The following is a 16,200-nucleotide window of genomic DNA, read 5'->3' as shown; positions in this document are numbered from 1 at the left end:
TGGCGGTCAGCGCGAGGAGACGTACTTCTCGCGACGGATGTGCCGGACCGGCAGGCCGGCCTGCTGCAGCAGCGCGAACGCCTCGTCGACCATGTCGGGATTGCCGCAGAGGTAGGCGATGTCGCCCTCGGCGTCGGGTGCGAGCGCCTCGAGCGCGACATGCACGCGACCGGTACGGTCGCTGGCCCGCGCAGGCTCGCGCGGCACCCGGCTGAAGCACGGATGGAACGAGAAACCGGGGTTCGCCGCAGCGAACGCCTCGAACTCGTCGCCATAGAGCAGCTCGGCCTCGCTGCGCGCGCCGTACACGAGTGCGAACGTGCAACCGCGCTCGCGCGACAGCTTCGCGAACAGCGGCAACATCGCGCGGTACGGCGTCACGCCCGTGCCGGTCGCGACGAGCAGGTAGCGGCGGTTGGTATCGGCCTCCATGAGGCAGAAGCGGCCGTACGGTCCGCTCGCGCTGACCGACGCGCCGACCTCGAGGTTGCCGAGCAGCTGCGTCGCGGCCCCGCCTTCGACATAGGACACCGCGATCTCGAGCTGCTCGATCGGCGTCGCGTCGCCCGCCGCGACCGTGCCGACCGAGTAGCTGCGCTTGGTCGGCTTGCCGTCCGGTCCATCGAAATGGATCTGGATGAACTGGCCGGGGATGAACGCGAACGGCTCGCCGTCGACGCGCTCGAATGCGAGGTGACGCACGCTCGGCGCGAGCATGCGGGCGGTGGCCAGGCGCAGCGGGAACTGTCGGATCACGGGCGTGGAAACGGGCTGGATGACAGCCCGCTATACTAGCAGCGCCATGCAGGCCCTCCGTTTTCCCTCCGTGGACCCCCTTCGATGACCACCGCTCCCGCGCTCGAGATCCGCGAGCTGCGCAAGACCTATGCGACCGGCGTGGAGGCCCTCAAGGGCGTCTCGCTGAGCGTGCAACCGGGCGATTTCTTCGCCCTGCTCGGCCCCAACGGTGCCGGCAAGTCCACCCTGATCGGCATCGTGAGTTCGCTCGTCAACGCGAGCTCGGGCGAGGTGCGCGTGTTCGGCACCGACATGCTCGCGCAGCGCAGCGAGGCGATGCGCATGATCGGCCTCGTGCCGCAGGAACTGAACTTCAACCTGTTCGAGAAGCCGTTCGACATCCTCGTCAACTACGCGGGCTTCTACGGCATCCCGCGCGACGAGGCGATGGCCTGCGCCGAGCGCGAACTCAAGCGCGCGCAGCTGTGGGAGAAGGCGCAGGTGATGTCGCGCACGCTGTCGGGCGGCATGAAGCGCCGCCTCATGATCGCCCGCGCGATGATGACCGAGCCGCGCCTGCTGATCCTCGACGAGCCCACCGCCGGCGTCGACATCGAGATCCGCCGCGGCATGTGGCGCACCCTGCGCGACGTCAATGCGGCCGGCACGACCGTGATCCTCACGACGCACTACCTCGAGGAAGCCGAGAGCTTGTGCCGCAACCTCGCGATCATCGACGGCGGCCGCATCATCGAGCAGGGTCCGATGAAGGCGCTGCTGGCCAAGCTCGATGTCGAGGGCTTCGTGCTCGACATCGACGGCACGCTGCCGGCGACGCTGCCGCATGTCGAGGGCGTCGCGCTCGCCGCCGAGGACGCGCACACGCTCGACCTCGAGATGCCGCGCGCGATGGACCTCAACCGCGTGTTCGCGACGCTCGATGCCGCCGGCATCCGCGTGCGCTCGATGCGCACGAAATCCAACCGACTCGAGGAACTGTTCGTGCGCCTCACCGGCAACAAGGACGCGGCATGAGCACGCCGTCCCGGCATCCGAACCTCGTCGCGTACGCGACGATCGTGCGCCGCGAGGTGATGCGCATCCTGCGCATCTGGGGCCAGACGCTGGTCCCGCCCGCGATCACGATGACGCTCTACTTCCTGATCTTCGGCAGCCTGATCGGCAGCCGCATCGGCGACATGGGCGGCCACGACTACATGGACTTCATCGTGCCCGGCCTGGTCATGATGTCGATCATCCAGAACAGCTACGGCAACATCTCGTCGAGCTTCTTCGGCGCCAAGTTCGGCCGCCACGTCGAGGAGCTGCTGGTCAGCCCGATGCCGAACATCGTGATCCTCGCCGGCTACGTCACCGGCGCGGTGCTGCGCGGCGTGCTCGTCGGCATCATCGTGCTGGGCATCGCGATGCTGTTCACGCACGTGCGCATCCCGCATCCGTTCGTGATGCTGTCGACGGTCGTGCTCGGTGCGACGATCTTCTCGCTCGCGGGCTTCGTCAACGCCGTCTACGCGAAGAAGTTCGACGACATCGCGATCGTGCCGACCTTCATCCTGACCCCGCTGACCTATCTCGGCGGCGTGTTCTATTCGGTCAAGCTGCTGCCGGAGTGGGCACAGGCGCTGACCTACGCGAACCCGATCTTCTACATGGTCAACGCGTTCCGCTACGGCCTGCTCGGCGGCAGCGACGTGCCGCTCGGCACCGCGTACGCGCTCATGATCGGCTTCGTGATCGGCCTCGGCGCGCTAGGCCTGTGGCTGCTCAAGCGCGGCATCGGCCTGCGCTCGTGAACACGCCGGCCGGCTGAGCCTCAGGCGGCCGGCAGCCCGAAGAATGCATGCGCCGTCGCGGTGGTCGCCGCCGCCGTCACCGCGACGTCCTCGCCGCGGTCGCGCGCGAGTTCCTCGACGATGTGGCGCAGGTACATCGGCTCGTTGCGGCGGTGCGAGGGCTGCGGTCGCACGCTGCGCGGCAGCAGGTACGGCGCATCGGTCTCGATCATGAGGCGATCGGCCGGGATGTCGCGCACCAGTTCGCGCAGATGCGTGCCGCGGCGCTCGTCGCAGAGCCAGCCCGTGATGCCGATGTACCAGCCCGCGTCGAGATAGTCGGTCATCTCCTCGCGCGTGCCCGTGAAGCAGTGCACCACGGCACGGCCCAGGCGACCGTCGAAGTCGCGCATGACCGCCATGAAGTCCTCGTGGGCGTCGCGCTGGTGCAGGAACAGCGGCTTGCCGCAGGCCGCGGCGATCTCGAGCTGGCGCGCGAACACCTCGCGCTGCACCTCGCGCGGCGAGAAGTCACGGTGGTAGTCCAGGCCCGTCTCGCCGACCGCACGAACCTCGTCGTGTGCGACGAGATCGCGCAGCAGCACGTCGGTAGCATCGTCGTAGTCGACCGCGTGGTGCGGATGCACGCCTGCCGTCGCAAACAACTCACCGGGCCGCTGCCTGGCCAGTGCGAGCGCCGAGCGGCTGCCGGCGGCGCTCGCGCCGGTCACGACGATCCGGGTGACGCCGGCGTCCTTCGCCCGCGCGAGCAACGCGTCGTAATCGGGGCGGAACGATTCGTGGGTGAGGTTGGCGCCGATGTCGACGAGCTGCATGCGGGGTTTCACGAAGGATCGATCGACCATTATGCGACGAATGCCCGATTCCGACCGGGTTCACAACCGATTCATTCCGGCTTCACCACCATCCAGACGATTTCCGCCCCTGGGGAGACATCGATGTCCATCCGCCCACGCCTCGTCCTCGCGCTGACGCTGCTCGCGTCCGCTTTCCCGGCCCTGGCCGACTCACGTGCCACCGCCGACAGCACCGATCGCTCGACGCGCGCGACCGCCGCGCAGGCCAAGCAGCAGACGATGCGGCACTCGCGCGACGGCGCCAAGTCGACCCAGGCGGTCGCCGCGACGCGTCCCGGCCAGCCGCTCGTCAATGTGGTGCGCGCGTACCCGCCGAGCTGCCTCGCCGATCCGCTCCCCGACACACCGAGCGGCCCGCTGTACCGCAACCAGAACGTCGCGCTCGCCGCCACCGACGGCGCGGGTGGCTACTACACCGAGAACGTCACCGTGACGATCTGGCGCGTCGCCTGCAGCAGCGCGACGCTGTTCAACTCCGCCACGCTCATGCGCATCGACCGCCGCCCCGAGTACAACGGCGATGCGGATGTCTATCCGCTGTTCCCGGGCATCGAGGTGGCGCAGGGCACGGTGGGCTTCGGCAATCCGGCGGGCCTGTCGTTCGCGCGCATCGCGAACGAGCCGAACACGATCGTGTCCGATACCGTCGTGGACTCGCCGATCGTCTACAGCACCACCTACGTGCTCGAGAACTACCCGTTCGACAACGCGGGCTATTTCGATTTCAACCTGCCCTTCAGCGTGCGGCTCGACAATTTCTTCAACACGAACCGCTACTCCTTCATCAACAACGTGCCGAGCTACAACCCGACGGCGGCGACCTATCCGGACGCCTACGCCAACCTGCCCCTGAGCGGCTACATCGGTTCAAACTGGTACGACCCCGCGCACAGCGGCGAAGGCATGATCGTGCGCATCAACGAGAACGAGGCGCGGCCGGACGTGCTGTCGCTCGAGATCGCGTGGTACACGTATGACGCCAACGGCACGCCGTTCTGGCTGTACGGCGGCGCGGACTTCCCGCGCGGCGCGCGCGAGGTCACCTCGCCGATGATCTACCAGTACGACGGCTACTTCGCCGGCAACGGTCCCACCGGTCCGGCGGCCCGCGGCAACTGGGGCCAGGTCATCGTGTCGTTCCCGAGCTGCCGCGACATGCGCTTCACGTATACCGCGCTCGCCGGCCTCCCGGACTTCGTGCCGCGCGGTACCGGCACGCGCAACCTCAAGTCGATCAGCAACCAGAACGGCCTGTTCTGCGAGTAAGCTTCGACGCTCCACCGCACGACGGCGCGATCCATGATCGCGCCGTCGTCGTTTGCGGCGACCCGAGACGCATGCGCGACCCGCTTCCGATCCACGACATCCTGCCCGCGCTGCTCGCCTCGCTCGAAGCGCATCCGCGCCTCGTGCTCGAGGCGCCGCCGGGTGCCGGCAAGACCACTCAGGTGCCGCCGGCGCTGCTCGACGCGTCGTGGCTGGCCGGCCGACGCATCCTGCTGCTGGAACCTCGCCGCATCGCCGCACGCGCCGCCGCCGAGTTCATGGCTGCCGAACGCGGCGAGCGCGTCGGCGAAACGGTCGGCTACCGCATCCGCAACGAGTCGCGCGTGTCGGCGGCCACGCGCATCGAGGTCGTCACCGAGGGCATCCTCACGCGCCTGCTGCAGGACGATCCCGAGCTGCCCGGCATCGGCGCGATCCTGTTCGACGAGTTCCACGAGCGGCACCTGCACGGCGACCTCGGTGCCGCGCTCGCGCTCGATGCGCAGGCCAACCTGCGCGAGGACCTGCGCCTCGTCGTCATGTCGGCCACGCTCGACGGCGAACGCATCGCGCGCTGGCTCGATGCGCCGCGGCTGACCAGCGCGGGACGCAGCTTCCCGGTGCGCATCGAGCATCCCGCCCCGCGTGCGAACGAGGCCTGGCCCGAACCGGGCTGGCCGTTCCACATGCGTCGTGCCGTCGGCGACGCGCTTGCCGCAGGCGGCGGCGACGTGCTCGTGTTCCTGCCCGGCCGCCGCGAGATCGATCGCGCCGCGGGCGCGCTCGCCGACCTCGACGCCGAGATCGTGCCGCTGCACGGCGAACTCGCGCTCGCCGACCAGCACGCCGCGCTGCGTCCGTCCACGGATCGGCGACGTGTCGTGCTCGCGACCAACGTCGCCGAGTCGAGCCTGACCCTGCCCGGCATCCGTGCCGTCGTCGACAGCGGCCTCGCACGCGAGCCGCGCTTCGATCCGAACTCGGGCTTCACGCGCCTGCAGACCGTCATGGTCGCGCAGGCGTCGGCCGACCAGCGCGCGGGACGCGCAGGACGCCTCGGCCCCGGCATCTGCTACCGCCTGTGGCCGCAGAGCAAGCGCCTCGATCCGTCGCGCAGCGCTGAGATCGCGCAGGTCGAGCTGGCCTCGCTCGCGCTCGAACTCGCGGCCTGGGGCAGCGAGGCCTTGCCGTGGCTCGATGCGCCGCCGGCCGGGGCGCTCGCGCAGGCGCGCGACCTGCTACGCGCACTCGGGGCGTTCGACACCGGCGATCGCATCACGCCGCTCGGCCGCGAGCTGCTCGCGTTCGGCGCGCATCCGCGCCTCGCCGCGGCCGCCGTACGCGCGAAGGCCGACGAGCGGGCCCTCGCCGCCGATGCGGTCGCGCTCGTCGAGGCTCGCAGTCCGTTGCGCGGCCCCGGCGCGCGCAGCGACGATTTCCGCCAGCGCGTCGCCGCGCTCGCGGCCTGGCGCCGTCGCGACACGCGCGGTGCGCGCGAACTCGGCGCTGACACGGGCGCACTCGCGGCGCTCGCGACGTCCGCCGACGCCTGGCGCCGCCGCCTGCGTGCGGGGGGCGAGATCGCCGACGGCGGCGGCACGACGACCGGCGACATGCTCGTGCACGCGTTTCCCGATCGTGTCGCGCGACAGGATCCCGCTGATCCGCGCCGCTACCAGCTCGCCAACGGCCGCGGCGCGCGCCTGTTCGACGACAGCGCGCTGTACGGCGAGCCCTGGCTCGTCGCCGTCGACCTGCGCTTCGACGAGCGCGACAGCCTGATCCTCGCCGCCGCGCCGATCGACGAGACGCGCCTCACACGCGAATTCCCGACGCGTTTCCGCGACGAGCGCCGCGTGCGCTGGAACCGCGACACACGTGCCGTCGAGGCGTTCGAGGAGCGTCGCTTCGACGCGATCGTGCTCACCCGGCGCAGCGTGCCGGCGCGTCCCGAGGACGCGGTGCCCGCGCTCGTCGCGGCGATCCGCGAACTCGGCCTCGATGCGCTGCCGTGGAGCGACGCGGCGCGCGAACTGCGCCTGCGCGTGCAGTCGCTGCGCGCGTGGTCGCCCGACCTCGGCCTGCCCGATTTCTCCGACGCCCACCTGCTCGCCACGCTCGATGACTGGCTCGCGCCCTATCTCGCCGGCAAGCGCCGCCTCGATGCGTTGCAGGCCGAGGAACTCTCGGGCGCGCTCGCCGCGCGACTCGACCACGCGCAGCGCCGCGCGCTCGACGAGCAGGCACCGCTGAGCGTGCGCGTGCCGAGCGGGCTCGAACGGCGCATTGTCTACGCGGCCGATGCGCTGCCCGTGCTGGCGGTCAAGCTGCAGGAGCTGTTCGGCCTCGGCGACACGCCGGCGATCGCGGGCGGGCGCGTGCCGCTGATGCTGCACCTGCTGTCGCCGGCCGGTCGGCCGATCCAGGTCACGCGCGACCTGCGCGGCTTTTGGGAACGCACCTATCCCGAGGTGAAGAAGGAGCTCAAGGGCCGCTACCCGCGGCATCCCTGGCCCGACGATCCGTGGACCGCCGTGGCGACCCACCGCGCCAAACCGCGCGGCACCTGAACCCGGAACCAAGTCCGACGAAACCTGTCGCAACCCTCGCGCATCCGATACCCCGCCTTCCCGAACAGCGAACCGCCCATGTCCCGTCCGACCAGCGTCCTCATCTGGATGTCCGCCTTCCTCGCCGGCGTCGCCGGGCTGTGCGTGCTCGTCGCACCACGGCTCGTCGAGATCTTCTCGGCCAACCCGTTCTTCAACGGCGTGATCCTGCTCGTGCTCGTCGCCGGCGTGGCCGTGAACGTGCGCCAGGTGATCATGCTGTCGCGCGAGGCCGACTGGATCGAATCGTTCCGGCGCTCGAATCCCGAGCGCGCCGCGGCCGGCAACCCGCGCCTGCTCGCACCGATGGCGCGCATGTTCGCGGGCCGCGAACGCGGTCGCGCGGCGCTGTCGGCGCAGTCGATGCGCACGCTGCTCGACAGCGTGCAGCTGCGCCTCGAGGAATCGCGCGACGTCTCGCGCTATCTCATCGGACTGGCGATCTTCCTCGGCCTGCTCGGCACGTTCTGGGGCCTGCTCGTCACGATCCGCTCGGTGTCGGAGATCATCCACACGCTCGACATCGGCAACGACGCCGCGGCGATGTTCGGCACGCTCAAGGAGAACCTGCGCGAGCCGCTCGGCGGCATGGCGACGAGCTTCTCGACCTCGCTGTTCGGCCTCGCCAGCTCGCTCGTGATCGGCTTCCTCGACCTGCAGGCCGGGCACGCGCAGAACCGCTTCCACAACGAGCTCGAGGAATGGCTGTCGGGCATGACCCACCTGTCGTCGGGCAAGGGAATCGAAGGCGATGCCTCGGTGCCGGCCTACGTGCAGGCGCTGCTCGAGCAGACCGCCGACGGTCTCGAGCGCATGCAGCGCGCGATCGTCGAGAACGAGCGCGAGCGCCGCGGCAGCAACGAGCAGTTCGCCGAGATCGCGACCCAGCTCGGCCGCCTCAACGAGATGCTGTCGCGCGACGCGCGCGAACGCCAAGCGGCCGGTGACACGCAGGACGAACTGCGCAAGGTGCTGCGCCAGCTCGCTGCGCAGCCGCAGGGCGAGTCGCGCCTCTCGGACGACCTGCGCGCCGAGCTGCGCCTGCTTTCGCGCACCGTGGCGGCGGCCGTAGGCGGCAAGCGCGAGCCGCAGCCGTGAGCATGGCCGCGCGCCGACGCCGGCGCGTCTTCGACATCTGGCCGGGTTTCGTCGACGCGCTGACGTCGCTGATCATGGTCATGATCTTCGTGCTGCTGATCTTCTCGATCGGACAGTTCGTGCTGTCCGACACGCTGGCCGGCAAGAACCGCGCGCTCGATACGCTCAACGCGCAGGTCGCCGAGCTCGCGCGCACGCTGTCGCTCAACGAGGACCAGAAGCGTTCTCTCGATGCGCGCGTGGCCGAACTCGCGGCCTCGCTCGGCGAGGCGACCAGCGACCGCGACTCGCTCAAGGGTGCGCTCGACGTGTCGACCGCCGAGGCGACGAAACTCGGCACCGACGTCGCCGTGCTCGACGAGCTCAAGCGTCGCCTCGAGGCCGAGATCGCCCAACTCGCGACCAAGCTCGACACCTCGCAGTCCGACCTCGTCAAGCAGACCGAGGCGAACAGCGCCGCGGTCGCGCAGATCGAGCTGCTCAACCGCCAGATGGCCGCGATCCGCGAGCAGCTCGGCAAGCTCGAGGGCGCGCTCGACCTCGCCAACAAGGACATCGACGCCAAGGACGCGACGATCGCCGACCTCGGCCGCAAGCTCAACGTGGCGCTCGCGCAGCGCGTCGGCGAGCTCGAGCGTTACCGTTCGGAGTTCTTCGGCCGCCTGCGCGAGGCGCTCGGTGCACGCACCGACGTGCAGGTGGTCGGCGATCGCTTCGTGGTACCGACCGACGTGCTGTTCGAGTCGGGCTCCGCGGAACTCGGCCCGGCCGCGCAGGAGCGCCTCGCCGCGCTGGCCTCGACGGTCAAGGAGGTCTCGGCCGAAATCCCGTCGGGCATCGACTGGGTGCTGCGCATCGACGGCCATACCGATCGCCGGCCGATCAACACGGACCGCTTCCCGTCGAACTGGGAGCTGTCGACCGCGCGTGCGGTCGCGATCGTGAAGTACCTCGTCGTGCACGGCATCCCGGCGCACCGCCTGTCGGCGAACGGCTTCGGTCAGTTCCAGCCGATCGATCCGGGTGACTCGCCCGAGGCGCTCGCGAAGAACCGCCGCATCGAGCTGCAGCTCACCAACCGCTGATGCGTTCCCGCTTCGCTGTCCGCGCGCCATCGTGCGCGTGGACGGCGCGGCCGGATCAGCGCGCGACGCGTCCGCAGCGCGCGTGCACGTCCCAGCTCACGCGGCGGATGCCGTCGCCCCAGGCCGCGCGCAGCTCATCCTCGACCAGCGCGACCGGATCGTGGCCGTTCGCGGCGAGATAGCGCTGCGTCGCCGACCACGAACGCAGGTAGGCGAGGAATCCGTCGACGTTCCAGTCCGCGTGCATCGCGAACGCCGACACCTCGACGGGCTCGTACGGGAACGCGAGATCGCGGTAACCCGACTCGACGTGCGCGCGCTCGGGCGGCCAGTACGGACCTGTCAGGTCGTGGTAGACGCGATCCTTGAGCCGGTCGATCGCGGCGTCGCCGACGCGGCAGTCCGCATAGGTCCACACGGCGACGATCGCACCCGGTTTCGCGACGCGTCGCACCTCGGCATGGAAGCGGTCGACGTCGAACCAGTGGAACGCCTGCGCGACGGTCACGAGGTCGACGCTCGCGTCGGCGAGCGTGCTCGCCTCTGCCGGCTCGACGCGGTAGTCGATGTTCGCGCGCGACTCGGCCTGTTCGATCTGGCGCGCGCTCGGATCCGTCGCGACGACGCGTGCGAAGCACGCGGCGAGCGCGACGCTGGCCTGGCCGTTGCCGCAACCGGCATCCCAGGCGAGCTCGCGCGCGGGCGCGAGCGACGCGAGCGTGTCGAACCAGGCTTCCGGGTAGAGCGGGCGCGCCTCTCGGTAGGCCGCGGCATGGCCCGAAAAGTGATCCTTGAACGTCGTCATGCGCTGTCCTTCAGTCGATGCGGCGCGTCTGGCCGGGCTGCAGGTCGCCGAGGGCGTGTTCACCGACCCGCACGCGCACGAGGCGCAGCGTCGGCAGGCCGACGGCCGCGGTCATGCGGCGCACCTGGCGGTTGCGGCCCTCGCGCAGCACGAGCTCGATCCACGCGTCGGGCACGCTCTTGCGGAAGCGCACGGGCGGATCGCGCGGCCACAGGGTCGGCGTCTCGATCGCGCGTGCCTCGGCCGGCAGCGTCGGCCCGTCGTTGAGCACGACGCCGTTGCGAAGGCACGCGAGGGCCTCGTCGGTGACGATGCCTTCGACCTGGGCCCAGTAGGTCTTGGGCTGCTTGTGGCGCGGATCGGTGAGCCGATGCGCGAGGCCGCCATCGTCGGTCAGCAGCAACAGACCTTCGCTGTCGGCATCGAGGCGCCCGGCGGCGTACACGCCCTTCTCGCGCACATGGTCGGCGAGCGTCGGCCGACCCTCGCGATCGGTGAACTGGCAGAGCACGCCGTAGGGCTTGTTGAGCAGGATCAGCATCGCGGCAGGCGATTCCCCGTACCCGCAAACACGAACGGCCGCACGCGGCGGCCGTTCGTGGAAGACCCGCGGACCATTACGGGGCCGACGAACCCTTGTCCGTACCCTGTCCGAAGATCTGGTCGCCCTGCGGCTTCACGAACTTGAGCGTCATGCGGTCGGACTCGCCGATCGCGGCGTACTTCTCGCGGTCGACATCCTTGAGTGCGTACGACGGCGGCAGCGTCCACACGCCCTTCTCGTAATCCTTGGTGTCCTTCGGATTCGCGTTGATCTCGCTCTGCTCGACCAGTTCGAAGCCCGCATCGGTAGCCAGCTTGATCACGAACTCGGTCGGCAGGTAGCCGCTGTCCTTGACCGCCGCGATGTCGGCGCCCGGTGCCGCGCGATGCTCGACCACGCCGAGCGTGCCGCCCGGCTTGAGCGCCTTGAAGAAGGCCTTGAACATCGGCGTGTCGTTGTCGTCGCCGAGCCAGTTGTGCACGTTGCGGAACGTCAGCACGACATCGACCGGTGCGTCGACGGCCAGTTCGGGATTCTTCGGATCGAACTCGACGACCTTGGCGTCGCCGTAGCGTTCGGCGTCACCGGCGAGCTTGGCGCGGAAGCGCTCGGCACCACGCTTGGCGTAGTCGGAGGTGTCGGGCGCGGCGATCGCGGCGGTGTAGGTACCGTTGCCCTTGAGCGCCGGCGCGAGGATCTCGGTGTACCAGCCACCGCCCGGGGTGATCTCGAGCACGGACTGCCCGGCGCCGACGCCGAAGAACGCGAGCGTCTCCTTCGGATGGCGGTAGGCGTCACGTGCCTTGTTCTCGTCGGTGCGCCAGCTGCCCGCGAGCACCGTGTCGAGCGTGCCTGCGAAGACGTCGGCCGTACTGGCCGGCGGCGTGACCTGCTCGGGCTGGTCGGACACGGCCGGCGCGGGCGTGGCGGTCGGGGTGGCGGGTGCTTCGGCAGCCTTCTCCCCGCACGCAACCAGACCGAGGGTCGCGGCGAGCGCGAACGCGAGCTTCTTCATCGTCAAACTCCGTGGGTGCATAGGGCCGGCGAGGCGGCGGGCGTCGGCGAATCTAGCACAGCGGCGCGACGGGCCCTGCTGCGCCGCATCCGGCAACGCGCGCGGGATGCGCTCGTGCCTGCGACGATCACCGGCCCTGGCACGTCCCTTCCACGAGAACGCCGCCGAAACCTTCCGGCGAATGAACGCGATCGGGCATTTATCGTTTGGAGGGCAATGGCTTACGCGTAATTCATGGAGCGGGCATTAGCTTGGGCGCCGTCATCTCGGGGAATCACCTATTTTCAGAGAGGACGATCCCAAGAATCATGAGGAGGTTGCCATGCTCCATTACGCCCTGGTTTTCCTGGTCGTCGCGCTGATCGCCGCGGTGCTGGGCTTCGGCGGTATCGCGGGTGCGGCGGCAGGCATCGCCAAGATCCTGTTCGTCGTGTTCCTCGTGCTGTTCATCGTGTCGCTGGTGTTCGGACGTCGTCGTCCGCCGGTCTGACGCGAACAAGAATGTGACGTGCAGGAGCGACGGCTCCCTGCTCGATAACCTTCCCCCGGGATATCGAGCCACCCCGTCCTCCCCCCTGACGCAGCAGTCGTCGCTCCTGCACGGCGCGTGGATCGAATCAAGGCAGCCTCGGGCTGCCTTTTTCATGCGCGTCAGGTCGTGTCGCCCTCAGGGTGGCAGGCGCAGGTGCGACGGATACGGCGGCACATCCCCGTATCCCCCGCGGGCGAGGTCGTCCTGCAGCGCGCTCCACCACGCCGGATCGAAGATCTCGCCGTGGCGTTCGACGAGCGCCGTGCGCAATGCCGCCGGTACGCCGAGGAAGCGCGGGAACATTTCGGGGAACACGTCACCCTCGCGCACCGTCAGCCACTCCTCGAGCGGCCGCGTCTCGTCCTCGTCGCGCGCCTCGGGAACGCGCCGGAATCGGCAGGCCTCGAGCAGGCAGAGCTCGTCGTAGTCGTAGAAGATCGCCCGCCCGCCTCGCGTGATGCCGAAGTTCTTGAGCAGCAGGTCGCCCGGGAAGATGTTGCTGCGCGCGAGGTCCTTGATCGCCTGGCCGTAGTCGAGCATCGCGCGCGTGGCGGCCTCGGGCGGCATTTCGCGCACGTAGAGGTTCATCGGCCGCAGGCGGCGCTGCACGTAGCAGTGGCGCACGAGTACCTCGTCGCCGTCCACGCCCACGGACTCGGCGCATTGCGCGAGCAGTTCGTCGAGGATCGCGTCGTCGAACTGTGCGCGCGGGAAACGCAGGTGGCGGAATTCCTGCGCGTCGACGAGGCGACCGACGCGGTCGTAGCGGAACACCAGCCGGTATTTCTCCTCGACATGGCGCCTGGCCATGTCCTTCGGGTACGCGAACTGGTCGCGGATCACCTTGAACACGAGCGGATAGCCGCGCGGCGTGAACACGGCCATGACCATGCCGCGCTCGCCCTCGGCGCGCACGAGGCGCTCCTCGGGGTGCGCGGCGAGATGGCGGAACAGGTGGCGGAAGCGCTCGGTCTTGCCCTGCTTGGCGCGCCCGAGCACCGTGTAGATCTCCTCGACGGGCTTGTGCGGCAACAACGAGGCGAGGAACACGACCGTGTCGCCGATCGTCGGCAGGTCGGCGTGGAAGTAGCTGCGCGTGTAGCCGAACAGCACCGAGACGTGGTCGATCTCGGTCAGCAGCGCATCCACGCGTGCCCCGTCGGCCTGGCTCACGAGCGCGGCGACGAACGGCTGCACGCCGGTCGCATGACGCACACGCCCGACGAGGTAGGCGCGTCGTTCGCGGTAGAACACCGTGCGCAGCACCTCGATCGCGACCAGCTCGCCCCACCCGCCCGCCTCGGCACGCGCACGGCAGGCCTCCGCCAGCGCGTCGGCGCAACGCGTTGCATCGGCGTAGCCGTTGGCGAACGCCACGTCGGCAAGCAGGCGCGCGCAGGCGCCACGCAGGTCGCCGTCGACGTCGTAGGCGTTGACGGCCACGGGCTCGACGATGTTCGCGGTGGGCTCGAGATCGAGCGCGACGAACTCGATGTCGACCTCGACGCCTGTGGTGCGGAAATGGCGCCGCGACAGCGAGTTGAAGAAGGTCTTGGTGAGTTCACGATCGAGCATCGGCTCGACGAGCGCCTCGAACGCGCCGCGCATCGCCGCCCACAGCGGGCGCGAACGCACGCGCTCGTCGAGCAGCAGCTCGAGGCGGCCGAGCGTCTCGCGGATGCAGACGTCGTAGAGGTCGATGCGCGCGGCGGCGTCGACGCGTGCGTACTTCCAGTCGCGCCGCTCGAAGCGGCGCTGCGCGCGGCGCGTGATGTCGGAGAAGCGCGCGTTGTAGTCGAGGAACGCGTCGAGGATCAGCGCGGCGGCGCGCTCGTGCATCGCGCCGCTCGACGCGGCGGAACGTTGCCTGGACACGCCTGCCTCCGACGACCCGGGGAATCCGCCCCGATCATACGACGGCCACCGCGTCACGCCGGCCGGAGGTTGCGCATCCTTGCGCACGCATCCTCGCGCGCTGACGGGTGGCCTCCGCTCCCCGTCCGCGCGCGCGCCCGGACCGCGTCAGCCGTCGAAGCCGCTGCGGAAGATCAGGTTGACCGGATTGGAGGGAATCGCGAGCAGGCGCACGCCGCCGTAGCTGGCGAGGTCGGCGTGGACGAGGATCGAGCCGTCGGCACCGGCCCAGGAATCCTCGCCGCCGCCGTACAGCGCCGCACCGTCGTCGATCGACACGCTGTTGACGGTCGCCTGCACGTTGCCGGCGCTCGTCGTCGGGATCGTCACGGTCTGGCCCGCGACGAGCAGGCGGCGCGGGGCGGCGCCCGACTTGAGCAGCCACAGTGCGAGCTCGTTGCCCGGATTGGTGCGCGCGGCGACGACGATGTCGCCGTTGGCGAGCACGGCGCGACCGAGGAAGCTCGCCCAGGTGCGGTTCGGCTCGGGACCGTAATCGCCGGTCAGGCCGATCAGCGCCGCGAGTTCGGGACTGCCGCCGGCGCGCACGCGCCACAGGCCGCTCGGGTTGCCGCCGTCGGTCGTGTTGACCTGGGCGAAGAATGCCGCGTACTCGCCGGCTCCGACGAGGGAGTTCGCCGTGAAGCTGCGCCACGTCGTGCCCTGCCAGTTCGGGCCCCAGTTGCCGGAATCGTCGTTGATCGCGAGCGGGCGGTTGGCGGCGCCGTCGTGCCAGAACAGGCCGAGGCGACTCGTTTCCGACGACACGCGGCGATAGCTCGCAAAGAAGTAGAAGCCGTTCGCCGCCGGCCGCGGCGTGTCGAACGAGGTCGAGGCGAACGTCGCCGTCGAGACGCCGATCTCGGGGCCACGCGCGCCCGGCTCGCCGTTGACGGCGACCGCGCGCGGCGCACCGTTGCAGACCTCCCAGATGCCCCAGCGCGAACCGCTCGTGCTGAACGAGCCGTAGACCTTGCCCTGCGGCGTCAGCGCGAGCGCCGACATGCCCCAGGCCGCGTCGAAGAAGTCGCCCGCCGAGAGGCCCGGCGACAGCGCCGGATCGGTCGACTGCCGCAGCATGCACGGCAGATTGCCCTGACCCGGAACGTGCCTGGCGAGCATGCGCCGCGTCGCACCGGTCGGACTCGTCGCGTCGGCGTTGATGACCATCGTGCCGCTGCCCATCATGCGCGCCGAAGCGAAACCGGAATCGTTCGGGAAGACCCATCCCGCGCCGAGTCCAGGTCCGAGCACGCCATCGGTGAGCACACGCGCCACCTCGACGTTGGTGTTCGTGTTCCAGCGCCACAGGCCCCAGGTCGCGTTCTGGACGTCGGCCGCGTTGCCTGCGCGCGCGATGAACACGCGCTGCCCGTCGGCGCCCGCGCCGCTTCCGCCCGACGTGACCGACAGGAAGGTATGGCCGGCCTCGGCGCCCGTACGTCCCGGACCCTCGGTCGCCCCTGCGACACCCGTGGTCGCATAGCGCGTCCAGGTTCCCTGGCGGCGCGCCCAGTAGCCGGCGGCCGACGTCGGCGAGGTCATGCGCACGCCGACGAGGCCGGCGCCGACGTCACCGAGCAGGACATCGGTGTAGCTGCGGTTGCCGGCCGGGAAGCCCGGAATGGCGAGATCGGCGTTCGCACCGGCGACGACCTGCCAGGGCACGGTCTGGGCGAAGGCGTGGGGAAGCGGCAACGCGACGGCGGCGAGCACGGCGAGGGCAAGCTTGGAGAAAGGCATCGGGGGCATCTCGTGTCGGGGGAGTCGCCGCGCGTGGTCGGGGACGCGCGCCGTTCAGGCGGCGCGGCGTCGTTCCCGATGCAAGTGCTTGTCCGGACTGAAGAACCGGTACCGGCACTCGCCAGATGCGTGCGGCGACGGCATGCTAGCGACCCCGCGCGCGCGGGTCGGCACGGACCG

14 protein-coding genes are annotated in these 16,200 nt (G+C 70.0%); 7 read left to right on the top strand and 7 right to left on the bottom strand.

The window, feature by feature from the left end:
* Positions 1-6: 6 nt before the first annotated feature.
* A complete protein-coding gene (locus ACQQ2N_RS07715; protein ID WP_440225126.1) occupies positions 7-756 on the bottom strand; it encodes an FAD-binding oxidoreductase in 750 nt (249 codons plus the stop codon).
* 84 nt (positions 757-840) lie between these two features.
* Between ACQQ2N_RS07715 and ACQQ2N_RS07710 the strand changes: the two genes are divergently transcribed.
* Entirely contained in the window at positions 841-1,773 is a 933-nt protein-coding gene (locus ACQQ2N_RS07710) for an ABC transporter ATP-binding protein (protein WP_440225125.1), read from the top strand.
* Positions 1,770-2,552, top strand: coding sequence for an ABC transporter permease (locus ACQQ2N_RS07705; protein WP_440225124.1), 783 nt, complete (start codon positions 1,770-1,772; stop codon positions 2,550-2,552). Before ACQQ2N_RS07710 ends, ACQQ2N_RS07705 begins: the two co-directional genes overlap by 4 nt.
* Before the next feature lie 20 nt (positions 2,553-2,572).
* On the opposite strand, the gene ACQQ2N_RS07700 is transcribed toward ACQQ2N_RS07705, so the two are convergent.
* A complete protein-coding gene (locus ACQQ2N_RS07700; protein ID WP_440225728.1) occupies positions 2,573-3,367 on the bottom strand; it encodes a TatD family hydrolase in 795 nt (264 codons plus the stop codon).
* Positions 3,368-3,490: 123 nt separating this feature from the next.
* Between ACQQ2N_RS07700 and ACQQ2N_RS07695 the strand changes: the two genes are divergently transcribed.
* The 4 genes from ACQQ2N_RS07695 (at position 3,491) to ACQQ2N_RS07680 (ending at position 9,467) form a co-directional block, all read left to right on the top strand.
* Complete coding sequence (locus ACQQ2N_RS07695) at positions 3,491-4,675, top strand: hypothetical protein (RefSeq protein WP_440225122.1); 1,185 nt, start codon at positions 3,491-3,493, stop codon at positions 4,673-4,675.
* Positions 4,676-4,746: 71 nt separating this feature from the next.
* Positions 4,747-7,245, top strand: coding sequence for an ATP-dependent helicase HrpB (gene hrpB / locus ACQQ2N_RS07690; protein ID WP_440225121.1), 2,499 nt, complete (start codon positions 4,747-4,749; stop codon positions 7,243-7,245).
* 78 nt (positions 7,246-7,323) lie between these two features.
* Positions 7,324-8,382, top strand: coding sequence for a flagellar motor protein MotA (locus tag ACQQ2N_RS07685; RefSeq protein WP_440225120.1), 1,059 nt, complete (start codon positions 7,324-7,326; stop codon positions 8,380-8,382).
* A gap of 2 nt (positions 8,383-8,384) precedes the next feature.
* Positions 8,385-9,467, top strand: a complete 1,083-nt coding sequence (locus ACQQ2N_RS07680; protein ID WP_440225119.1) for a peptidoglycan -binding protein — start codon at positions 8,385-8,387, stop codon at positions 9,465-9,467.
* A gap of 55 nt (positions 9,468-9,522) precedes the next feature.
* Here ACQQ2N_RS07680 and ACQQ2N_RS07675 read toward each other — a convergent pair whose 3' ends face one another.
* From ACQQ2N_RS07675 to ACQQ2N_RS07665, 3 genes are all read right to left on the bottom strand, one after another.
* Positions 9,523-10,272: a class I SAM-dependent methyltransferase gene (locus ACQQ2N_RS07675; protein ID WP_440225118.1), complete on the bottom strand. Its 750-nt coding sequence runs from the start codon at positions 10,270-10,272 to the stop codon at positions 9,523-9,525.
* Between the two features lie 10 nt (positions 10,273-10,282).
* Positions 10,283-10,813 (bottom strand): pseudouridine synthase, encoded by a 531-nt coding sequence (locus ACQQ2N_RS07670; RefSeq protein ID WP_440225117.1) that lies wholly within the window; start codon positions 10,811-10,813, stop codon positions 10,283-10,285.
* Positions 10,814-10,889: 76 nt separating this feature from the next.
* Positions 10,890-11,831, bottom strand: coding sequence for a class I SAM-dependent methyltransferase (locus ACQQ2N_RS07665; RefSeq protein ID WP_440225116.1), 942 nt, complete (start codon positions 11,829-11,831; stop codon positions 10,890-10,892).
* Between the two features lie 322 nt (positions 11,832-12,153).
* Between ACQQ2N_RS07665 and ACQQ2N_RS07660 the strand changes: the two genes are divergently transcribed.
* Positions 12,154-12,321 (top strand): DUF1328 domain-containing protein, encoded by a 168-nt coding sequence (locus ACQQ2N_RS07660; protein ID WP_440225115.1) that lies wholly within the window; start codon positions 12,154-12,156, stop codon positions 12,319-12,321.
* 177 nt (positions 12,322-12,498) lie between these two features.
* Here ACQQ2N_RS07660 and aceK read toward each other — a convergent pair whose 3' ends face one another.
* Together aceK and ACQQ2N_RS07650 are read right to left on the bottom strand one after the other, a co-directional pair.
* Positions 12,499-14,202 carry a bifunctional isocitrate dehydrogenase kinase/phosphatase gene (gene aceK, locus ACQQ2N_RS07655; RefSeq protein WP_440225727.1) on the bottom strand — a complete coding sequence of 568 codons (1,704 nt, stop codon included), beginning with the start codon at positions 14,200-14,202 and terminating at the stop codon, positions 12,499-12,501.
* 183 nt (positions 14,203-14,385) lie between these two features.
* Complete coding sequence (locus tag ACQQ2N_RS07650; protein WP_440225114.1) at positions 14,386-16,020, bottom strand: hypothetical protein; 1,635 nt, start codon at positions 16,018-16,020, stop codon at positions 14,386-14,388.
* Positions 16,021-16,200: the final 180 nt, after the last annotated feature.

This window comes from Dokdonella aquatica (genome assembly GCF_051987395.1).
In the GTDB taxonomy this organism is placed as follows: Bacteria; Pseudomonadota; Gammaproteobacteria; order Xanthomonadales; family Rhodanobacteraceae; genus Dokdonella.
The sequence above is the reverse complement of the archived record's forward strand: the minus strand, read 5'-3'. Positions and strand labels throughout refer to the sequence as shown.

Excerpts from the sequence above, each read along its gene's own strand:
- hrpB (WP_440225121.1), top strand. The coding sequence starts at position 4,747 with ATGCGCGACCCGCTTCCGATCCACGACATCCTGCCCGCGCTGCTCGCC.
- ACQQ2N_RS07665 (WP_440225116.1), bottom strand. The coding sequence starts at position 11,831 with ATGAAGAAGCTCGCGTTCGCGCTCGCCGCGACCCTCGGTCTGGTTGCG.
- ACQQ2N_RS07710 (WP_440225125.1), top strand. The coding sequence starts at position 841 with ATGACCACCGCTCCCGCGCTCGAGATCCGCGAGCTGCGCAAGACCTAT.
- ACQQ2N_RS07695 (WP_440225122.1), top strand. The coding sequence starts at position 3,491 with ATGTCCATCCGCCCACGCCTCGTCCTCGCGCTGACGCTGCTCGCGTCC.
- ACQQ2N_RS07680 (WP_440225119.1), top strand. The coding sequence starts at position 8,385 with ATGGCCGCGCGCCGACGCCGGCGCGTCTTCGACATCTGGCCGGGTTTC.
- ACQQ2N_RS07700 (WP_440225728.1), bottom strand. The coding sequence starts at position 3,367 with ATGCAGCTCGTCGACATCGGCGCCAACCTCACCCACGAATCGTTCCGC.
- ACQQ2N_RS07705 (WP_440225124.1), top strand. The coding sequence starts at position 1,770 with ATGAGCACGCCGTCCCGGCATCCGAACCTCGTCGCGTACGCGACGATC.
- ACQQ2N_RS07670 (WP_440225117.1), bottom strand. The coding sequence starts at position 10,813 with ATGCTGATCCTGCTCAACAAGCCCTACGGCGTGCTCTGCCAGTTCACC.
- ACQQ2N_RS07660 (WP_440225115.1), top strand. The coding sequence starts at position 12,154 with ATGCTCCATTACGCCCTGGTTTTCCTGGTCGTCGCGCTGATCGCCGCG.
- ACQQ2N_RS07685 (WP_440225120.1), top strand. The coding sequence starts at position 7,324 with ATGTCCCGTCCGACCAGCGTCCTCATCTGGATGTCCGCCTTCCTCGCC.
- ACQQ2N_RS07675 (WP_440225118.1), bottom strand. The coding sequence starts at position 10,272 with ATGACGACGTTCAAGGATCACTTTTCGGGCCATGCCGCGGCCTACCGA.
- aceK (WP_440225727.1), bottom strand. The coding sequence starts at position 14,202 with ATGCACGAGCGCGCCGCCGCGCTGATCCTCGACGCGTTCCTCGACTAC.
- ACQQ2N_RS07650 (WP_440225114.1), bottom strand. The coding sequence starts at position 16,020 with ATGCCTTTCTCCAAGCTTGCCCTCGCCGTGCTCGCCGCCGTCGCGTTG.